Raw genomic sequence first — 17,219 nt, 5'->3', positions numbered from 1 at the left:
CGCATGCTCAGGGTGTCACCAGTGGAACGTCGGATATTGCGGCGGCATCGTCGGCGATATCTGGTACCACGGCCCGGAGCGCGGAATATGCCAGGGCGCCCGCGCCAGCTCCAGCCCGAACGGCTCCATGCCCGGCGCGGCCCCGGCCATAAAGGGCGACAGCATGCCTTGCGGCGCCATCATGCCCGCGATCAGCGGCTGCTGCATGGCGAGCGCCTGCGGCGTCACCGCCGGCTGCTGCAGCGCTTGTCCGCTCGGCGTTTGCAGGCCGACCGCCACCAGCACATCGGGCATGCCGAAACCGGTGCGGCTCTGGTCGGCCAGGCTGACCCGGCGCGCGCTGGCGCGGATGATCTGGAACAGCCGCTCGACTCTTTCGGCGCCGCGCACCTTGTACTGCGGGGTCTGGAAGTCCGGATGGTGCGCCAGCGTCAGCGCGGCCAGGCCGGTGATGTGCGGCGTCGCCATCGAGGTGCCGTCCCAGGCCGCGAAGTTATTCGGCGGCACGCACGATGTGATCGCCACGCCGGGCCCGCATACGCCCACCTGCGGTCCGAAGCAGCTGAACTTGGCGGTGAAATAACCGTAGGCGTCGACGTTGGCATCGAGCGTCTGCGCGTGGTAGCTGTCGGCCGGGAACTCGTCGAGCTTGCCGATGGCCGCCACCGCCAGCACGTTCGGCGACGAGGCGGGGTATTGCACCGGACCGCCCGAGTTGCCGGCCGCGACGATGCAGGCGATGCCGGCCCGCTTGGCGCGCAGGATCTGCTGTTCCAGCGCCTCGGACACCTCGGCGCCGCCCAGGCTCAGGTTGACGACATCGATCTGCTGGTCGATGCAGTACTCGAGCGCGTCGATCAGCTGGCTGACCTGGCCGCCCGGGAACAGCTTGCACGCGTGGACCTCGGCCTCGGGCGCGAAGCCGCGGATGCCGGAGGTGATGTCGGCCGCGGCGATGACGCCGGCGCAATGGGTGCCGTGGCCCATCGCGTCCTGGTCCCAGCCCGCGGGATTGGTTTTCTTGTTCAGCACGTCGAAGCCGGCCTTGATGCCGTGCAGATTGTCGTGCGAGGTGGCCGCGCCCGAATCGACGACGGCGATCTTGATGCCCTGGCCCCGGTAGGCTCCCGGCAACTGGTCGAGCCGCATCGCCTTCTGCCCCCAGCCGAGCGCGCGCTGGCGCGGAAAGCCCGCCAGCGCCGGCCAGTCCGACAAGGCCCGCAGCGCCACCACATTGGCCTCGTCGGTGCTGATATCCGGATCGCGCTGGTAGAAGCTCCAGTAGTCGGCCTTCGGTTTCACGTACAGGCCGGTGATCGACTCCGGCGTCTCGCCGAACAGCGACAAGGTGACCTGGCCGTTGGCGTCGGTCTTGCCGCTGGCCGGCATCATGCCGCCGAACAGCGACACCTCGGCGTCGGCCTGCGGCGCGCCATCCTTGCCGACCACGCTGATGACGGCGTTGACCACCGGGCCGCCGGCGCCGGGCATGACGCCGGTCACCATCTGCGGCTGGCGCAACGCCGGTTCCATCAACGTCAGGTGCTGGTCATGCTCGACCAGCAAACGGCCCTGGCCTTGCTGGTGCAGCAGCGCCGCCTTCTGTTCCGTCATGCGCGCCACCAGCACGCCCTGGCTGCCGCCCATGCCGTCGGCCAGCGCGCCCAGCACCGATTTGGGGCCGACCGTGTCGACCACCTCGATGTCGGCGCTGTTGCGCAGCGCCTGCTCCAAGGCCGAGAACTGCAGCGGCTGGAAGCCCAGCGTGTGCAAGCCCTCCGGCACCTGGCGCGGCGCGACGACATATTGTTTTTTACGCGAGCCGATGGCGCGGCCGACACTGTCGGCCCGGCTGTCGGCCGCCCGCGCGGCATTGCCGTCGACGGCGCCGGCCGGGGCGGTGGTGGCGGGCCCGGCGGCGGCGCCGGCGGCGTCATCGCCGCCGCCGGAGCCGCCGGCCGCCGAGGTGCCGGCCGCCGCGCCGCCGGGCGCGGGGCCGCCCGTGGCGCCGGACGCGGCGGCGCCACGGCCGCCGCCGCGCCCTTCAGTACTGGCGGCCGTTTCGCCGCCGCTCGATGTGGACTCCGGCGGCATCGGTGCGCCGCCGTTGGGATTCTTGGGCATGGGAATTCCTTTCAAATCGGACCGGCCGCGCCGCTGCCGAACATCGACAGCGGGCGGTCCGGTTCTATCGTCAATTGGTGGGTGGGGGCGCTGGCGTCGCTGAACTGCCGCCGTAGCCGTTGCGCGGTGGCCGCGCTGATTTCCAGAACGGCGGTGTGCGGCTGTCCGTGCGGGCCGATCAGATCGACCACCGTGATGTCGGGATCGGTCTCGGCCAACGCCAGAAAGTCCGTCAGCGGCGTGCCGCCGGCGGCGTGGATCAAATACCTGGCCTTGCCTGGCGCGGTGAGCGCGTGGCTCATGGGTTTCTCCTCAAAGCAGCGCCCTTCGCGGCCGCGGCCGTCGAAGGGCAAAGGACGGCGTGCGGCGCCGTCGCCTCGGCGTCGCAGTAACGCATCAGTGCAGCGTTTGCTGACCGCCGTACATCGCGCCGTTACCGCCTTGCTGCTGGGCCAACTGGGCCAGTTGGGCCTGCTGCGCGGCTTGCTGGGCGTAAGCGGCCGTGACCGGGTCGGCGCCGAACGGCAGCATGCCGCCCAGTTGGCCGGCGATGCCGCCGATGGTGTTGCCCAGTCCCGCGTTGCCGAACGCCCCGCCAATGGCGCCGCCCAACGGCTGGGCGACGTTCTTGATCAGGTTGCCGAACCAGCCGCCTTGCGGCGTCAGTCCCTGCCCATCCTGCAGCTGCTGCAGCTGCTGCATCTGGGCTTCCTGCAGCGCGTAGGCTTGCGCCATCGGATCGGCGCCGAACGGCAGCAGATTCGGCGTTTGCCCGATGGGCTGGCTGCCGATGCGCGGGTAGCCGGGGTGGGGCGCGTTGAAGTGGTTGGACAGCCGGTTGCGCCACAGGTTGCCCAGCCAGCCGCTGCCGACGCCAGGCGTCGGCCCGACCAGGCTTTGCAGTTGCATTTGCGCCTCTTGTTGCGCCTGTTGCGCATAGGCTTGCGACACCGGATCGGCACCGAACGGCAGCATGCCGCCCAACTGGCCGGCGATGCCGCCGATGGTGTTGCCGATGCCGGCGTTGCCAAAGGCGCCACCGATAGCGCCGCCCAGCGGCCGCGCCACTTGCTTGACCAGGTTGCCGAACCAGCCTTGCGGCGCCAGGCCTTGCTGCTGCAGTTGCTGCAGTTGCTGCAACTGCGCCTCTTGCTGCGCCTGCTGTGCGTAGGCTTGCGACACCGGGTCGGCGCCGAACGGCAGCATGCCGCCCAGCTGGCCGGCGATGCCGCCGATGGTGTTGCCGATGCCGGCGTTACCGAACGCGCCGCCGATGGCGCCGCCCAGCGGCCGCGCCACCTGCTTGACGAGGTTGCCGAACCAGCCCTGCGCCGACAGGTCGCCCGGCTGCTGCATGCCTGCCTGCTGCATCATCTGTTGCTGCTGTAATTGCTGTTGCAGCTGTTGCAGCTGTTGTTGCTGCGCATAGGCGGCGCTGACCGGATCGGCGCCCAGCGGCAGGAAGGAGCCGCCGATGCCGCCGGCCACCTGGCCGATCTGGTTGCCCAGCTTGGCGTTGCCGAACAGGCCGCCGATGCCGCGCCCGATCAGGCCACCGAGCGGGGCGCCGAACATGCCGCCGAGGAAGCCGCTGGGCGCGAGGCCGCCCATCTGCCCGATCTGTCCCATCGGCCCGAGTTGTTGCGGCGCTAGTTGCTGTCCATAGTATTGTTGAAACTCATTCATGACATCTCCTTGTTATTGGTTCATGTTGTGGATCGCGGGTCCAGCACCAGCGCGCCGCCACCCGCCGCCACCTTTTATTGTTCTCGTTTATTGTTCTCGTTCGTTCCGCAAGGTCGTGTGGCGGTCGTGTGGCGGCGGCCCTGGGCTGGAACGAATTGGACCCGCGGCGGGAAAGGAAGTTTTGGTATTCTTGGTTGTCCTCTCACGTTAATCAGGTATCATCCAGCCTCGTTTGTAAACCGCCACCACACCATGTCCTTGCGCAGTCTCGATCTCTTTTGCCGTGTCGTCGACAACTACGGCGACATCGGCATTTGCTGGCGTCTGGCCCGCCAGCTGCGGCGCGAACACGCGCTCGACGTGCGGCTGTGGGTGGACGACCTGCCCAGCTTCCGGCGCCTGTGCCCGCAGGTGGCCACCGCCGCCGACAGCCAGTCGATCGACGGCGTCACGGTGCGCCACTGGCGCGGCCAGGACGGCGTCTACGGCGCCGCCGACGTGGCCGACATCGTCATCGAGTTCTTCGCCTGCGACATTCCGCCCGGCTACATCGCCGCGATGGCCGAATGCACGCCGCGTCCGGTCTGGTTCAACCTGGAAGGCTTGACGGCGGAGGAGTGGGTCGAGGGCTGCCACCGGCTGACGTCGCCGCATCCGCGTCTGCCGCTGACCAAGCATTTCTTCTTCCCCGGCTTCACCGACAAAACCGGCGGCCTGCTGCGCGAGGCGGCGCTCGAGCCCGAGCGGCTGGCGTTCCAGTCGGACCCGGCGGCGATGGCGGCGTTCCTGGCCGGGCTGGGCGTGACCGAGCGCGAGCGGGCCGCGACCAAGGTCTCGCTGTTCTGCTATCCGCACGCGCCGGTCGCGGCGTTGTTCGACGCCTGGCGCGAGGGCGGCGAGGCCGTCGTTTGCCTGGTGCCCGAAGGCGTGGCCGCCGGGGCGGTGCAAGCGTTCATCGGCGCGGCGGCCACCGTCGGCGCGGCGGCCACGCAAGGCGCGCTGACGGTGCGGGTGCTGCCGTTCGTGCCGCAACCCGACTACGACAAACTGTTGTGGGCCTGCGACCTGAACTTCGTGCGCGGCGAGGATTCGTTCGTGCGCGCGCAGTGGGCCGGCAAGCCGTTCGTCTGGCACATCTATCCGCAGGATGAAAATCTGCACCACAAGAAGTTGCGCGCCTTCCTGCGGCGCTACGCGGGCGCGCTGCCGGCGCTGGAGCGCTTTTCGCTGGACTGGAACGGCGCGCCGACGGCGGCCGGGCAGGAGGGCGATGCGGACAGCTGGCCCGCCTTGCGCGCGGAGATGCCGCAAATGGCCGCGCGGGCGCAAGAGTGGCGGCAACAGATGTTGGCCAATGGCGATCTGGCCGCCAACCTGATGCGTTTTGCCGCCAGCTTGAGATAGGCGGCGCGGGAAAAGCCGGGTATAATGCCGGGTTAATCTCGCACATTTTTACTGGATCAACCGTGAGCTGACGGCTTTTGGCCCGGCGACAGATGATTTTTACGCAACCTACTTTTTACGTACACTCCCTATGAAACCTGCAAAAGAAATTCGTGTTGGCAATATCATCATGGTCGAAGGCAAACCATTCATCGTGCTGCGCTCCGATGTCAACGGTTCGAGCCGCACGGGCTTCACGTACAAATGGAAGATGAAGAATCTTCTGACCAACAGCCCGCTGGAAAACGTCTTCCGCGGCGACGACAAGTTCGACGTGGTCGTGCTGGACAAAAAGCCGGTGACCTACTCGTACTTCGCCGATCCGCTGTACGTCTTCATGGACGCCGACTACGAACAGTATGAAATCGAAGAAGAGAACCTGGGCGAAGCGCTGAACTACCTGAAAGACGGTATGGAATGCGAAGCCGTGTTCTACGACGGCAAGGCGATCTCGGTCGAACTGCCGACCACCATCGCGCGCCAGATCGTGTACTCGGAGCCTGCGGTCAAGGGCAACACTTCGGGCAACGTCCTGAAGGAAGCCAAGATCGAAAACGCCATCGAATCGAAGCAGCACACGGTTCAAGTGCCGCTGTTCGTGAGCCAGGACGACGTCATCGAGATCGACACCCGCACCAACGAATACAAGCGCATCGTTCGCAACTAAGTGTGACGGTTCGAAATTAAGCCGCGATCATCGCCGAACATCGGCGATGTTGTGGCAAAAAAGCACGCCTGCGGCAGCCGGCGTGCTTTTTTTACGTCTAAACGTGTGCCAATTGCAATTAATTGCTGAAATAGAAGTAATTTTTGTGGTGGTGGTGACAACGCGCTGATATATTAATGCGACGCAACAAATTTTGCGTGGCGGCGATCGCCGGATCGTCGGGATCACCATTCACGAGGACGGTATGGATCGCAGGCAGTTTGTTCGAATCGGCGTGGCGGCGGGCGCCGCCGGCGCCACCGGGGCCCAGGCCGCGCCCGCGGCGGCCGGCAAGCATGCCGGCGGCATCCTCGATGCCGGCGTGCGCGAGCAGCAGCAGATGATGGAGGCCGGCAAGCTGACCTCGCACGCGCTGACGTCGCAATACCTGGCGCGCATCCGCACCATCGACAAGGCCGGCCCGCGCATCAACGCCATCATCGAAATCAATCCGGAGGCGCTCAAGATCGCGCTCGAGATGGACCGCGAGCGGCATCTGAAGCGCGTGCGCGGACCGCTGCACGGCATCCCGGTCCTGTTAAAAGACAATATCGCCACCGGCGACCGCATGAGCACCACCGCCGGTTCGCTGGCGTTGTCGAACGTGCGGGCCGCGCGCGACGCCCACGTGGCCGCGCAACTGCGCGCGGCCGGCGCCGTCATCATCGGCAAGACCAATTTGAGCGAGTGGGCCAATATGCGTTCGACGCATTCGGTCAGCGGCTGGAGCGCGCGCGGCGGACTGACGTTGAATCCATATTCGCTCGACCGCAATTGCAGCGGCTCGAGCTCCGGTTCCGGCGCCGCCATCGCCGCCGGCCTGGCCACGCTGGCGGTGGGCACCGAAACCGACGGCTCGATCGTCTCGCCGGCGTCGATCTGCGGCCTGGTGGGCATCAAGCCGACCTTGGGACTGGTCAGCCGCAGCGGCATCATCCCGATCGCCCACTCGCAGGACACGGCCGGTCCGATGGCGCGCAGCGTGGCCGACGCCGCGCTGATGCTGGCGGCGATCTGCGGCGTCGATCCGAAGGACCCGATCACCAGGGAGGGCGCGGGCAAGGGCGGCGACTACCTGGCGTCGCTGCGCACGGGCGGGCTGGAAGGCGCGCGCATCGGCGTGGCGCGCAACTTCTTCGGCGAGAACGACGCCGTCGACGCCGTCATCGAAAAAGCGCTGGCCGAACTGCGCGCGCAGGGCGCGGTGCTGATCGATACCGAGCTGCCGAACGCGAACAAGTACGGCGACAGCGAGACCGAGGTGATGCTCTACGAGTTCAAGGCCGACCTGGCCGCCTACCTGAAAGAGTACGCGCCCAACGCGTCGGTGGCCAACATGGCCGATATCATCGCCTTCAATCAAAAACACCGCCAGCAGGAGCTGCCTTACTTCGGCCAGGAGCAGATGGAACGCGCGCAGCAAAAGGGTGGGCTGGACACGCCGGCCTACCGCGAGGCGCTGGCCAACAACCACCGTTACGCGCGCGCCGAGGGCATCGACCGCGTGATGCGCGAGCACCGGCTGGACGCGCTGGTGGCGCCCACCGGCGGCCCGGCGTGGCTGACGGACTTCGTCAACGGCGATCGTTTCACCGGCAGCTTTTCGTCGCCGGCGGCGGTGGCGGGCTATCCGCACATCACCGTGCCGGCGGGCTATGTGCATGGCTTGCCGGTCGGGCTGTCGTTCGTCGGCGCCGCCTACAGCGACGCGGCGCTGATCCGCATGGCCTATTCGTACGAGCAGGCCACCTTGCACCGGCGCGCGCCGCAGTTCCCGCCCAGCGTGTCGCTGGCGGTGAGATAGGGGCGGGCCCGGGCGCTAGTTGAGGAAGCGGAAGGTCGGTTCGATATTGCGTTCTTGCAGATGCCGCACGATGTCTTCGATGCTGGCGTCCTTGAGCAGCAGGCCGGCCGCCGTGGCGCTGGTGTTGGCCGGCGCCGCCGCCGCGGGTGCCGCTGTCGCCGCGCTTCCGGTGTCGGCGCCGGCGCGCCGGCCAAGCACTTCGAGCGCGTGCTCGAACTCCTTTGCGGTCATTCCGCGCAGCCCCTCCAGGAAGGCCGTTTGCGCACCGACCGGCGGTTGCATGTCCAGCCCCAGATCGTCGGCGAACGACGCCCCCATGCCCGGATTGATGAACGCGGCCCACAGGCCGCTGGCCTGGTGCAGGCATGGCGGCAGCTCGACCACCGATTTGTCCGTGTCGATTTCCTGCTGCGCGAAGTAAGCCTGGTGCAGCAAGGCTTTCAGCTGCCGCAGCCGCGCCGCCGGCACCGGCGTGTCGAGCGACAGCCACAGGCCGTAGCTGTCGCCGCCCGACACGCTCACCGCCGGCGCGGGCAGTCCCAGCTCCGTTTGCAGCGCGTTGGCGGTCTCGCACAACTGGCTCCAGTGGCCTTCGTCTGGCAGCTTGCGGAATTCGATCATCAGCGCCCGCGCCAGGCCTTCGCCGTTGGCCAGATCGACGCTCATGGTCCGTTCGCCGCGCAGGTGCGGTTCCAGGTCGGCGTCGCCGTAGCGGCCTTCGTCGGGTAAATAAAGCCTGCGCAGCTCCGCGATTAACTTCCGCATTGATCTTCCCTTTTAATCTTTAAACTTGTTGGTGCCGCATTATCCATCGCATTATCCTTCTTTTAAAGCCGTCACGCCGACTGCAGCGGCGCGCGCCACTCGGTGAGGTAATGCTGCGGCGTTTTGCCGAGGATGCGGCGGAACATGGCGCTGAAGGCGCTCGGACTGGCGTAGCCCAATGCCGCCGCGATCTCGCCCACGCCTTGTCCGCGCGCCAGGCGGCCGAAGGCCTCGGCCAGGTGCACCTGCTGTAGCCACTGGCGGTAGTGCAGGCCGGTCTCCTTCGGGAACAGGCGGATCAGGGTGCGCGCGCTGGCGCCGACGTCGGCCGCCCAATCCTCGATCGTGCGCTTGCCGCCGGGATCGTCCATGATGGCGGCGCACACCGCCAGCAGGCGGCGGTCGCGCGGCCACGGGATCGCCATCGGCACCGTCTCCGCCGTTGCCAGCTCCGACAGGATCAGCAACGCCAGATGCTCGCCGCGCCCCGGCAGCGGATATTCGACCGGTTCCGCCAGCAGCGCCAGTATCAGCTCGCGCAGCAACGGGCTCACTTCGATCACCCGGCAGTCGTCGCCGAACGCGGTCGCCGCGCCGGCCTCGATGTAGATGGTCCGCATCGTCACCTTGCCGATCGAGGTCCAGTGGTGCACCACGCCGGGCGGTATCATCAGCGCGCGGCGCGGCGGCAGTATCCACACGCCGAATTCGGTCTGCACGCGCATCAGGCCTTCGGTGGCGTACAGCAGCTGCGCGCGCTCGTGGCTGTGCGGCTTGGCCGACACGCCATGGCCGGCGTCGCGCGCCATGGCGGTGACCACGCGCGGCACCCGCTGGTAGTCGCGATGGTCGCTGCTGCGGGCGGGGGATGGCGGTGATTTTGTCACTTGGTCGACGAAAAATGGAATATGTGGCGGTGGGAGCCATCATACACTGGCAGCTTCGACACTCAAGGCGACACGATGACTTCCACCACCTCCGCCGGCGCGCGGACGCCCGCACCCACGCTCCGCCCGCACGGCCAAACCGTCATGGGCATCCTCGGCGCCGTCGCGCTGGTCCATCTGCTTAACGACCTGACCCAGGCCATGCTGCCGTCGATCTATCCGATGCTCAAGGCGCAGTTCGGCCTCAACTTCACGCAGGTTGGCCTGATCACCCTGGTGTTCCAGTGCACCGCGTCGCTGCTGCAACCGTGGATCGGGCTGTACACGGACCGCAAGCCGATGCCGTTCCTGCTGCCGCTGGGGATGTGCGCCACGCTGGCCGGCGTGCTGCTGATGGCGATCGCCGCCAGCTTCGGCGCGCTGCTGGTGGCGGCGGCGCTGATCGGCATCGGTTCGTCGACCTTCCATCCCGAGGCTTCGCGGGTGGCGCGCCTGGCCTCCGGCGGCCGCTTCGGCTTCGCGCAATCGCTGTTCCAGGTGGGCGGCAATATCGGCTCGGCGCTCGGGCCGCTGCTGGCCGCCGGCATCATCGTCGGCCGGGGGCAGGGCAATATCGCCTGGTTCGCGCTGCTGGTGGTGGCGGCGATCGCGGTGCTGGTGCGCGTGAGCGGCTGGCACCGCGACCACCTGGCCGGCTTGCCGCGCAAGGCCGCCGCGGCGGCGCCATCGCCGCTGTCGCAAGGGCGCGTGATCGGCGCGCTGGCGGTGCTGGCGCTGCTGGTGTTCTCCAAGTACATCTACATGTCGAGCCTGACGAGCTACTACACGTTCTATCTGATCGAAAAATTCGGCTTGTCGGTGGCGTCGGCGCAGATGTATCTGTTCCTGTTCCTGGCGGCGGTGGCGGCCGGCACCTTCATGGGCGGTCCGATCGGCGACCGCATCGGCCGCAAGCGGGTGATCTGGATGTCGATCCTCGGCGCCGCGCCGTTCACGTTGATGCTGCCGTACGTCGACCTGTTGTGGACCGCGATCCTGAGCGTGGTCATCGGCTTCGTCATCTCGTCGGCGTTCTCCGCCATCGTGGTGTTCGCGCAGGAACTGATGCCGGGCAAGGTCGGCATGATCGCCGGTATCTTCTTCGGCCTGATGTTCGGCGTCAGCGGCATCGGCGCCGCCGCCATGGGCCACCTGGCCGATGTGGCCGGCATCGCCTACGTCTACAAGCTGTGTTCGTATTTGCCGTTGCTCGGCGTGCTGACCGTGTTGCTGCCGAAAATGCAACGTCGTTAGCGGCGGCGACCGACGCCTGGTTTGCTTACGCTTCGATGAAGCGCATCTTGAAGTTGCGGCCCTTGATGGCGCCGAAGTCGCCGCCCAGCGGATTGTTCTTGCTCAGGCGGTCGAACGCCTCGTAGGCGACGCGGCGGTCGATCGCGACGTAGGTCTGGAACTCGAACACGTTGATCTTGCCCACTTGCTCCTTGCTCAGGCCGGCGTCGCCGGTCAGCGCGCCCAGCAGGTCGCCCGGACGCAGCTTGTCCTTCTTGCCGCCCGAGATCACCAGGGTCATCATCGGCGCCGGATCGACGCCGTAGTCGTCGCCGTCCAGGCTGTCGAGGTCGAACCACTCGGCCTTCGAGCCTTGGTACTCCTCGATCAGCTTGACCCATTTCTTTTCGTTGGGCGCGCACAGCGACAGCGCCAGGCCTTTTTCGCCGACGCGGCCGGTGCGGCCGACGCGGTGGATGTGCACCTCGGTGTCCTTGGAGACGTCGACGTTGATCACCGCCTCCAGGTTGGGGATGTCGAGGCCGCGCGCGGCGACGTCGGTCGCCACCAGCACCGAGCAGCTGCGGTTGGAGAACAGCACCAGGATCTCGTCGCGCTCGCGCTGTTCCAGTTCGCCGAACAGGGCCAGCGCCGAGAAGCCCTTCGCACGCAGGTCGTCGGCCAGCTCGCGGCACTGCACCTTGGTGTTGCAGAAAGCGATCGCCGACGCCGGCTTGTAGTGGCCCAGCAGCTTGCCGACGGCGGCAGTGCGCTGGTCGAAGCCGATCTCGAAGAACAGCTGCTCGATCTTGCTGTTGTCGTGCTGCGCTTCGACCGTCACTTCGACCGGATCGGCCAGGAAGGAATCGGTGGCGCGGCGGATATCGTCCGGGTAGGTGGCCGAGAACAGCAAGGTCTGGCGGCGCTTCGGACAGGCGCTGACGATGCCGGCGATTTCGTCGTAGAAGCCCATGTCGGTCATGCGGTCGGCCTCGTCGAGCACCAAGGTCTCGACCTTGGACAGGTCCAGGGTGGCGCGGCCCAGGTGGTCGCGCACGCGGCCCGGGGTGCCGACGACGATGTGGGCGCCGTGTTCGAGCGAGGCGATTTGCGGGCGCATCGGCGAGCCGCCGGTCAGCACCAGCACCTTGACGTTGCCGGTGCTGCGCGCCAGGCGGCGCAACTCGTTGGCCACCTGGTCGGCCAGCTCGCGGGTCGGGCACAGCACCAGCGCCTGCACCGCGAACCAGGCCGGATTGAGCTTGGCCAGGATGCCGATGCCGAAGGCGGCGGTCTTGCCGCTGCCGGTCTTGGCCTGGGCGATCAGGTCGCGTCCGGCCAGCACCGACGGCAGGCTTTGCGCCTGGATGGTCGTCATCGACTTGTAGCCGAGCGAGTCGAGGTTGGCGAGGAATTCGGCGGTCAGCGGCAGGCTGGCGAAGGCGGTATTGTCGCCTTCCGGCGCGGTGGTGTCGGGGGAGGTCATGATGTCAGGCCTGTTCAAAAAGGACGTAAGCACAGTCTAACAGGCTCCGTTCCGGCCCTGATGCTGTGTGCGGGGTTGATTACGACAGTGATTTAGTTTGGCGCCCACACCGGCAAGCCGGTCAGGTCCAGGGATTCGTCGCGGACCCAGACCGGCAAGCCGCTGGCGTCGGTCGGATCGAGCAGTTCGAGTTGTTCCTGCTTGAGCTGCGCGCGCCGGGCGCGGGGCGCCGGTGGACGCTTCGCTTCCGGTTCGAGCGGCGCGGCCGGGCTGAAACCGGGCAGGTCGAACGTGGCGTTATCTTTTTTATCTCTCATTTCAAAATCTCGTGCCCACGGCGCCATCGAAAATGCGCCGCTCAAAACAAAAGCCCGGCTGCAGGAGTCGGGCTCAGTGAGGTAATAACCGCGATTGTAGCATACCCACGCGGCCCCAAGGGGAATCTCAGCGGAAGCTCAAGGCCCCCGTCAGGTCGCCCGGCGGCGTCGCCTGGCGCGCCGCGAAGGCCTCGTTGCGCACCTTCAGCCCGTGCAGCAGCGGCAGGTCGTGCAGGCGCGTGATGAAGCGCAGGATCGACGTGGTGTCGTAGAAGCTGTGGTCGACCTGGCCCTTCTTGGCGAACGGCGAGACCACGATCGCCGGGATGCGCGAACCCGGTCCCCAGCGGTCGCCCTTGGGCGGCGCCACGTGGTCCCACCAGCCGCCGTTTTCGTCGAAGGTGATCACGACGACCATGTCCTTCCACTGCGGGGATTTTTTCAGGTGCTCGATCACGTTGGCGATGTGGGCGTCGCCGGATTCGATGTCGGAGTAGCCGGCGTGCAGATTCAGGTTGCCCTGCGGTTTATAGAACGTCACGGCCGGCAGCTTGCCGGCGATGGCGTCGGCGATGAATTTGTTCGAGATCGGGCTGTCGCCCATGCCGCCGTCGCGCAGGTGCTCGGCGCGCGCGGCGGTGCCGGGCGCGAACTGCTTGAAGTAGTTGAACGGCTGGTGGTGGTACTGGAAGTTGGGCTTCTCGCCGCCGCCGCGCGCGTCGAGCGCCGCCTGCCACGCGCCGCCGTACCACGCCCAGTCCACCTTCTTGGCCGACAGCAGGTCGCCGATGGTGTCGTAGGTTTGCGGCGGCAGCGTGCCGGCGTCGTCGGGATCGGCCAGCAGCTTGTCGCCGCCGGCGGCCGGGCGGATGTAGCTCGGCTGGTAGGGCGGCGCCATGGTATTGACCGCGTAGCCGTCCGGCGTGATGGCGCCGTTGTTGACGTAGAGCGGCATGCCGTCCATCGCCGACGCCGGGCTGTCCTTGGTCACGCTGAGGCGCATGCCGGTGGGGCCGTCGTCGAGCACCGCGATCTTCTTTTTGGCGGCGGTTTGCGGCGCGTGGAAGTATTCCGGCGTGCGGCCGGTGATCAGGAACTGGTGGTTCAGGTAGGAACCGCCGAAGGCCGCCATGAAGAAGTTGTCGCACAGCGTGAACTGCTCGGCGATCTTCCACAGGCCGAGGTTTTTATTGGTCTCGCCGTAGTAGCCCATGACCATGCCGCCGGTGTTGCCCCACGCGGCGAAGCCATCGTTCGCGCCGCCGTTGATCTGCATCTGGTTCTGGTAGAACAGGTGCCACAGGTCGCGCGTGATGACCGCCTCCGGCAGCGGCTTGCCGTCGGCGTCGGCCAGTTTGAACGGCGCGTTCGGCAGGTTTTTGACGTCGTCTTCTTTCAGCACGTATTTTTTGCCGCCGATGTCCTGCGGCGTCGGCACCATGCCGCCCCAGATTTTCGGCAGCGCCGGCAGCACCGCGCCGTTGCGGTCGCGTTGCTGACAGGCGGCGGCCGGCGCGGCCGACAGCGGCGCGGCGGTGCCGGGGAAGTTGGCGAACAAGTTGTTGAAGCTGCGGTTTTCCAGGTAAATCACCACCACGTTTTTGACGCTGGCCTTGAGTTTGGCGTCGAGCGAGCCTTTGGCCGGCTGTTTGGCGGGCGCGGCCTCGCTCAGGACGGGCAGGGAAGTGGCCAGGCCGGTCGCGGCGGCCGCCTGGAAGATGCGGCGGCGCGCCGGGTTGGCGGGTGCGTCCTGCTGCGCTGGTGGTTCGACCGGGTCCATATCCTTCACTATTGCCTCCTGAGCTGCTCAAAAGCATGATTGTGGCATTTACAGCGGCAATTGGATGTGTCGGAATGTAAAAAAACCCTCGGGGGTCAAGTCTGACATTCGGACACGGCCTCAAAAACCCTCGGGGGTCAAGTCTGACATTCGGACACGGCCTCGGCAGCAGTAAAGTTCAGCACGTGTCCGAATGTCAGACTTGACCCTCCACGCTTGACCCCGCTCGGCAGCAGTAAAGTTCAGCACGTGTCCGAATGCCAGACTTGACCCTCGAGGTGTGACCCTCGACGTTCTCAGCTGTTCGGCATTAACGGCCGGAGCTGCTGGTCCAGTTTCATGAAATCCAGCGGCTTGGTGAAGTGCAGATCGAAGCCGGCCTCGCGCGCGGCTTGTTTGTCCGCTTCCTGGCCCCAGCCGGTCGCCGCGACCAGGGCGATGTTGCTGCCCCAGGGCTCGCTGCGGATTTTTCGCGCCAGTTCATAGCCGTTCATGTCCGGCAGCCCGATGTCCAGGATGGCGGCGTGCGGCAGCGATTCGGCGATCGCGCGCAGGGCCTCGCGCCCGTTGTTGGCCACCACCGTGCGGTAACCGAGCATCTCCATCGCCGCCGCCAGCGTCTCGGCCGCGTCGACGTTGTCGTCGACGATGACGATGCTCGCCGTCGTGGCGGTGCCCGCGGGCGGCGGTGCCGGTTCGTGCACCACCGCGTCCGCCGGCGGCGCGATCAAGGGCAGGCGGACCGTGAAACAGCTGCCATGGCCAACACCGGCGCTGTGCGCCGCGACCTCGCCACCATGCAGCGCGACCAGGCCCTTCACCAGCGACAGGCCGATCCCCAAGCCGCCCTGGGCCCGGTCCAACGCGGGCGTGAGCTGCGAGAACATGTCGAAAATGTTGTCGAGCTGGTTCGGCGGGATGCCCATGCCGTCGTCGATCACCTGGATCACCGCGCTGCCGCCGGAGACCCTGGCGACCAGCTCGATGTAGGCGCCCCGGTGGCTGTATTTGCTGGCGTTGTTGAGCAGGTTGGCGACGATCTGCGTCACCCGCGCCCGGTCGACGTTGCACCATACCGGGTAGGCCGGCAGATCGATGCGCAGCGATTGGCCCGCCGCGTGGATCGACGACATCGCCTCCTCGGCGGCGAACGTGAGCGTTTGCGCCAGGTCGTTCGGTTCCAGCCGCAGGTCGATCTTGCTCTGGCTGATGCGCGATACGTTCATCAGGTCGTCCACCAGCCGCGTCATTTGCGCGACCTGGCGCGCCAGCACGGCGAGCTCGCGCCCGGACTGCGGCGCGCCGGCCCCGCGCAGTTCCATGGTGGCGATGACGTTGGCCATCGGCGCCAGGGGATTGCGCAGTTCGTGCGCCAGCGTGGCGAGGAATTCGTCCTTGCGGCGGTCCGCCGCAGCCATGGCGTCGTTCGCCTCGCGCAGCCGCGCCTGCGCCAGTTCCAGATCGTTTGTGGCCGCCTCGGCCTTGGCGCGCGCCGCCAGCAGCTCGCGTTCGTACAGTTTGCGGTCGGCCGCCATCAACAGCGCGATTTCATCCTGCGGCACGCCGTTGCGTTCGCGCCGGATGGCGCTCAGCATCATCGGGATGCGCCGGCCGTCCTTGTGCAGCAGGTCCAGCTGCACCTCGGACACCGAGCCCTGCATTTGCAGCAGCGGCGTCCAGTGGGTTTGCAGGAACACGCGCGCGCCCATCGGCATCAGGTCCGGCAGGCGCTTGTGGCCGATCAGCTCGGCGAGTTCGTAGCCGAGCCAGCGCGACACGGTGGCGTTGGCGCGCAACAGCGTGCCGTTGGACGCGGCGATCAGCAGGCCGCACGGCGCGTCCTCCCACAGGTCCCAGCCCGAACTGCGGCGCTCGCGCATGGTGTCAGCGCAGCCCGGCGAGGTAGGCGCGCATGGCCTCGATGCTCGCGGCGGGCGCGCTCAGGTGCGGGCAATGGCCGACGTTCTCGATCATCGCCAACTGGCTGCCGGGAATGGCGCGGTGGATGAACTCGCCCACTTCCTTCGGGGCGATCAGGTCGTCGGTGCATTGCAGGACCAATGTCGGCGTCGTCGATTTGGCCAGGTCGGCGCGGTGGTCGGACAGGAACGTGACGCGCGCGAAATGCTTGGCGATGTCCGGATCGGTGCGGCAAAAGCTGTTGGTCAGCTCCACCCCCAGCTGCGGCGACTCGGGCGCGCCCATGATGGCCGGGGCCATGGTGCTCGACCAGCCGAGGTAGTTGCTCTCCATCGTGTCGAGCAGATCGTCGATGTCTTCGCGCGAGAAGCCGCCGCGATAATCGCCGTCGTCGATGTAGCAGGCCGACGGCCCGACCATGATTTGCGCGGCGAACCTGGATGGCGCCGCGTTCGTGGCCAGCAGGCCGATCATGGCGCTGACCGAATGCCCGACCAGGATCGTCGGCCCGGCCGCATACCGGTCGACGATCTCGAGCAAGTCGTCGGCGTAGCCGTGCAGCGTGGAATATTTGGTTCTGTCGTAGGCCGACAGGTCCGAGCCGCCGCTGCCGACCAGATCGAACAACACCAGCTTGTACTGGTCCTGGAAGGCCGGCACCAGGTGGCGCCACATGCTTTGGTCGCAACCGAATCCGTGGACCAGGACCAGGGTCGCGTCGCCATCGCCATGGACGTTGATATTGTTGCGCGCTTTCAGCTGCATAGAATTTGTATCCAGGACATTGATGACGCTTTTGCAAGCTCAAGAGATGGCAAGGATATCATCAAACGCGCACGGCTAGCGACGAGATAGTCGTAGCGCGCCGACGGTGCTGAAAACGGAAAGGCCGTTGATTCCTTTGCAAGAATCAACGGCCTTTTGAATCTGGTTGCGGGGACAGGATTTGAACCTGTGACCTTCGGGTTATGAGCCCGACGAGCTGCCAGACTGCTCCACCCCGCGTCTGAGGCCCGAATTATACACAGG

The 17,219-nt window shown here is 66.8% G+C and carries 14 protein-coding genes and 1 tRNA gene; 4 read left to right on the top strand and 11 right to left on the bottom strand.

Annotated elements, in window-relative coordinates; genetic code table 11:
• Positions 1–15: 15 nt before the first annotated feature.
• The 3 genes from BMX85_RS03750 to BMX85_RS03740 all read right to left on the bottom strand — a co-directional run bounded on the left by BMX85_RS03750 (position 16) and on the right by BMX85_RS03740 (position 3,810).
• A complete protein-coding gene (locus BMX85_RS03750; RefSeq protein WP_090314322.1) occupies positions 16–2,124 on the bottom strand; it encodes a S8 family serine peptidase in 2,109 nt (702 codons plus the stop codon).
• Positions 2,125–2,135: 11 nt separating this feature from the next.
• The gene (locus BMX85_RS03745; RefSeq protein WP_090314321.1) at positions 2,136–2,426 is read right to left on the bottom strand and encodes a hypothetical protein; all 291 of its coding nucleotides are present in this window, start codon (positions 2,424–2,426) and stop codon (positions 2,136–2,138) included.
• A gap of 94 nt (positions 2,427–2,520) precedes the next feature.
• Positions 2,521–3,810, bottom strand: a complete 1,290-nt coding sequence (locus BMX85_RS03740; RefSeq protein ID WP_090314320.1) for a hypothetical protein — start codon at positions 3,808–3,810, stop codon at positions 2,521–2,523.
• 252 nt (positions 3,811–4,062) lie between these two features.
• On the opposite strand from BMX85_RS03740, the gene earP reads away from it, so the two are divergent.
• From earP to BMX85_RS03725, 3 genes are all read left to right on the top strand, one after another.
• Positions 4,063–5,214: an elongation factor P maturation arginine rhamnosyltransferase EarP gene (gene earP, locus BMX85_RS03735; protein WP_090314319.1), complete on the top strand. Its 1,152-nt coding sequence runs from the start codon at positions 4,063–4,065 to the stop codon at positions 5,212–5,214.
• Positions 5,215–5,344: 130 nt separating this feature from the next.
• Positions 5,345–5,920: an elongation factor P gene (locus BMX85_RS03730; RefSeq protein WP_090314318.1), complete on the top strand. Its 576-nt coding sequence runs from the start codon at positions 5,345–5,347 to the stop codon at positions 5,918–5,920.
• Between the two features lie 244 nt (positions 5,921–6,164).
• Positions 6,165–7,763, top strand: a complete 1,599-nt coding sequence (locus tag BMX85_RS03725) for an amidase (RefSeq protein ID WP_090315201.1) — start codon at positions 6,165–6,167, stop codon at positions 7,761–7,763.
• A 15-nt stretch (positions 7,764–7,778) separates the two neighbouring features.
• On the opposite strand, the gene BMX85_RS03720 is transcribed toward BMX85_RS03725, so the two are convergent.
• Together BMX85_RS03720 and BMX85_RS03715 are read right to left on the bottom strand one after the other, a co-directional pair.
• Positions 7,779–8,528: a hypothetical protein gene (locus BMX85_RS03720; RefSeq protein WP_090314317.1), complete on the bottom strand. Its 750-nt coding sequence runs from the start codon at positions 8,526–8,528 to the stop codon at positions 7,779–7,781.
• A gap of 71 nt (positions 8,529–8,599) precedes the next feature.
• On the bottom strand, positions 8,600–9,415 hold the full coding sequence (locus tag BMX85_RS03715; RefSeq protein WP_229210265.1) for an AraC family transcriptional regulator: 816 nt from the start codon (positions 9,413–9,415) through the stop codon (positions 8,600–8,602).
• 75 nt (positions 9,416–9,490) lie between these two features.
• Between BMX85_RS03715 and BMX85_RS03710 the strand changes: the two genes are divergently transcribed.
• Positions 9,491–10,708: an MFS transporter gene (locus tag BMX85_RS03710; protein ID WP_090314316.1), complete on the top strand. Its 1,218-nt coding sequence runs from the start codon at positions 9,491–9,493 to the stop codon at positions 10,706–10,708.
• A gap of 25 nt (positions 10,709–10,733) precedes the next feature.
• Here the strand turns inward: BMX85_RS03710 and dbpA are convergent, their stop codons facing one another.
• The 6 genes from dbpA to BMX85_RS03680 form a co-directional block, all read right to left on the bottom strand.
• Complete coding sequence (dbpA, locus tag BMX85_RS03705; protein ID WP_090314315.1) at positions 10,734–12,173, bottom strand: ATP-dependent RNA helicase DbpA; 1,440 nt, start codon at positions 12,171–12,173, stop codon at positions 10,734–10,736.
• Between the two features lie 92 nt (positions 12,174–12,265).
• Positions 12,266–12,490, bottom strand: coding sequence for a hypothetical protein (locus BMX85_RS03700; protein WP_090314314.1), 225 nt, complete (start codon positions 12,488–12,490; stop codon positions 12,266–12,268).
• Between the two features lie 127 nt (positions 12,491–12,617).
• On the bottom strand, positions 12,618–14,270 hold the full coding sequence (locus tag BMX85_RS03695) for an acid phosphatase (protein WP_090314313.1): 1,653 nt from the start codon (positions 14,268–14,270) through the stop codon (positions 12,618–12,620).
• A gap of 296 nt (positions 14,271–14,566) precedes the next feature.
• On the bottom strand, positions 14,567–16,150 hold the full coding sequence (locus BMX85_RS03690; RefSeq protein WP_090314312.1) for a hybrid sensor histidine kinase/response regulator: 1,584 nt from the start codon (positions 16,148–16,150) through the stop codon (positions 14,567–14,569).
• A 4-nt stretch (positions 16,151–16,154) separates the two neighbouring features.
• Positions 16,155–16,955: an alpha/beta fold hydrolase gene (locus BMX85_RS03685; protein ID WP_090314311.1), complete on the bottom strand. Its 801-nt coding sequence runs from the start codon at positions 16,953–16,955 to the stop codon at positions 16,155–16,157.
• A 163-nt stretch (positions 16,956–17,118) separates the two neighbouring features.
• Positions 17,119–17,195 (bottom strand) — tRNA-Met (locus BMX85_RS03680).
• Between the last annotated feature and the right edge of the window lie 24 nt (positions 17,196–17,219).

Origin of the sequence: Duganella sp. CF517 (genome assembly GCF_900110275.1) — a bacterium.
Taxonomy (GTDB): Bacteria; Pseudomonadota; Gammaproteobacteria; order Burkholderiales; family Burkholderiaceae_D; genus Rugamonas.
This window is presented reverse-complemented; position numbering and strand designations above follow the sequence as displayed.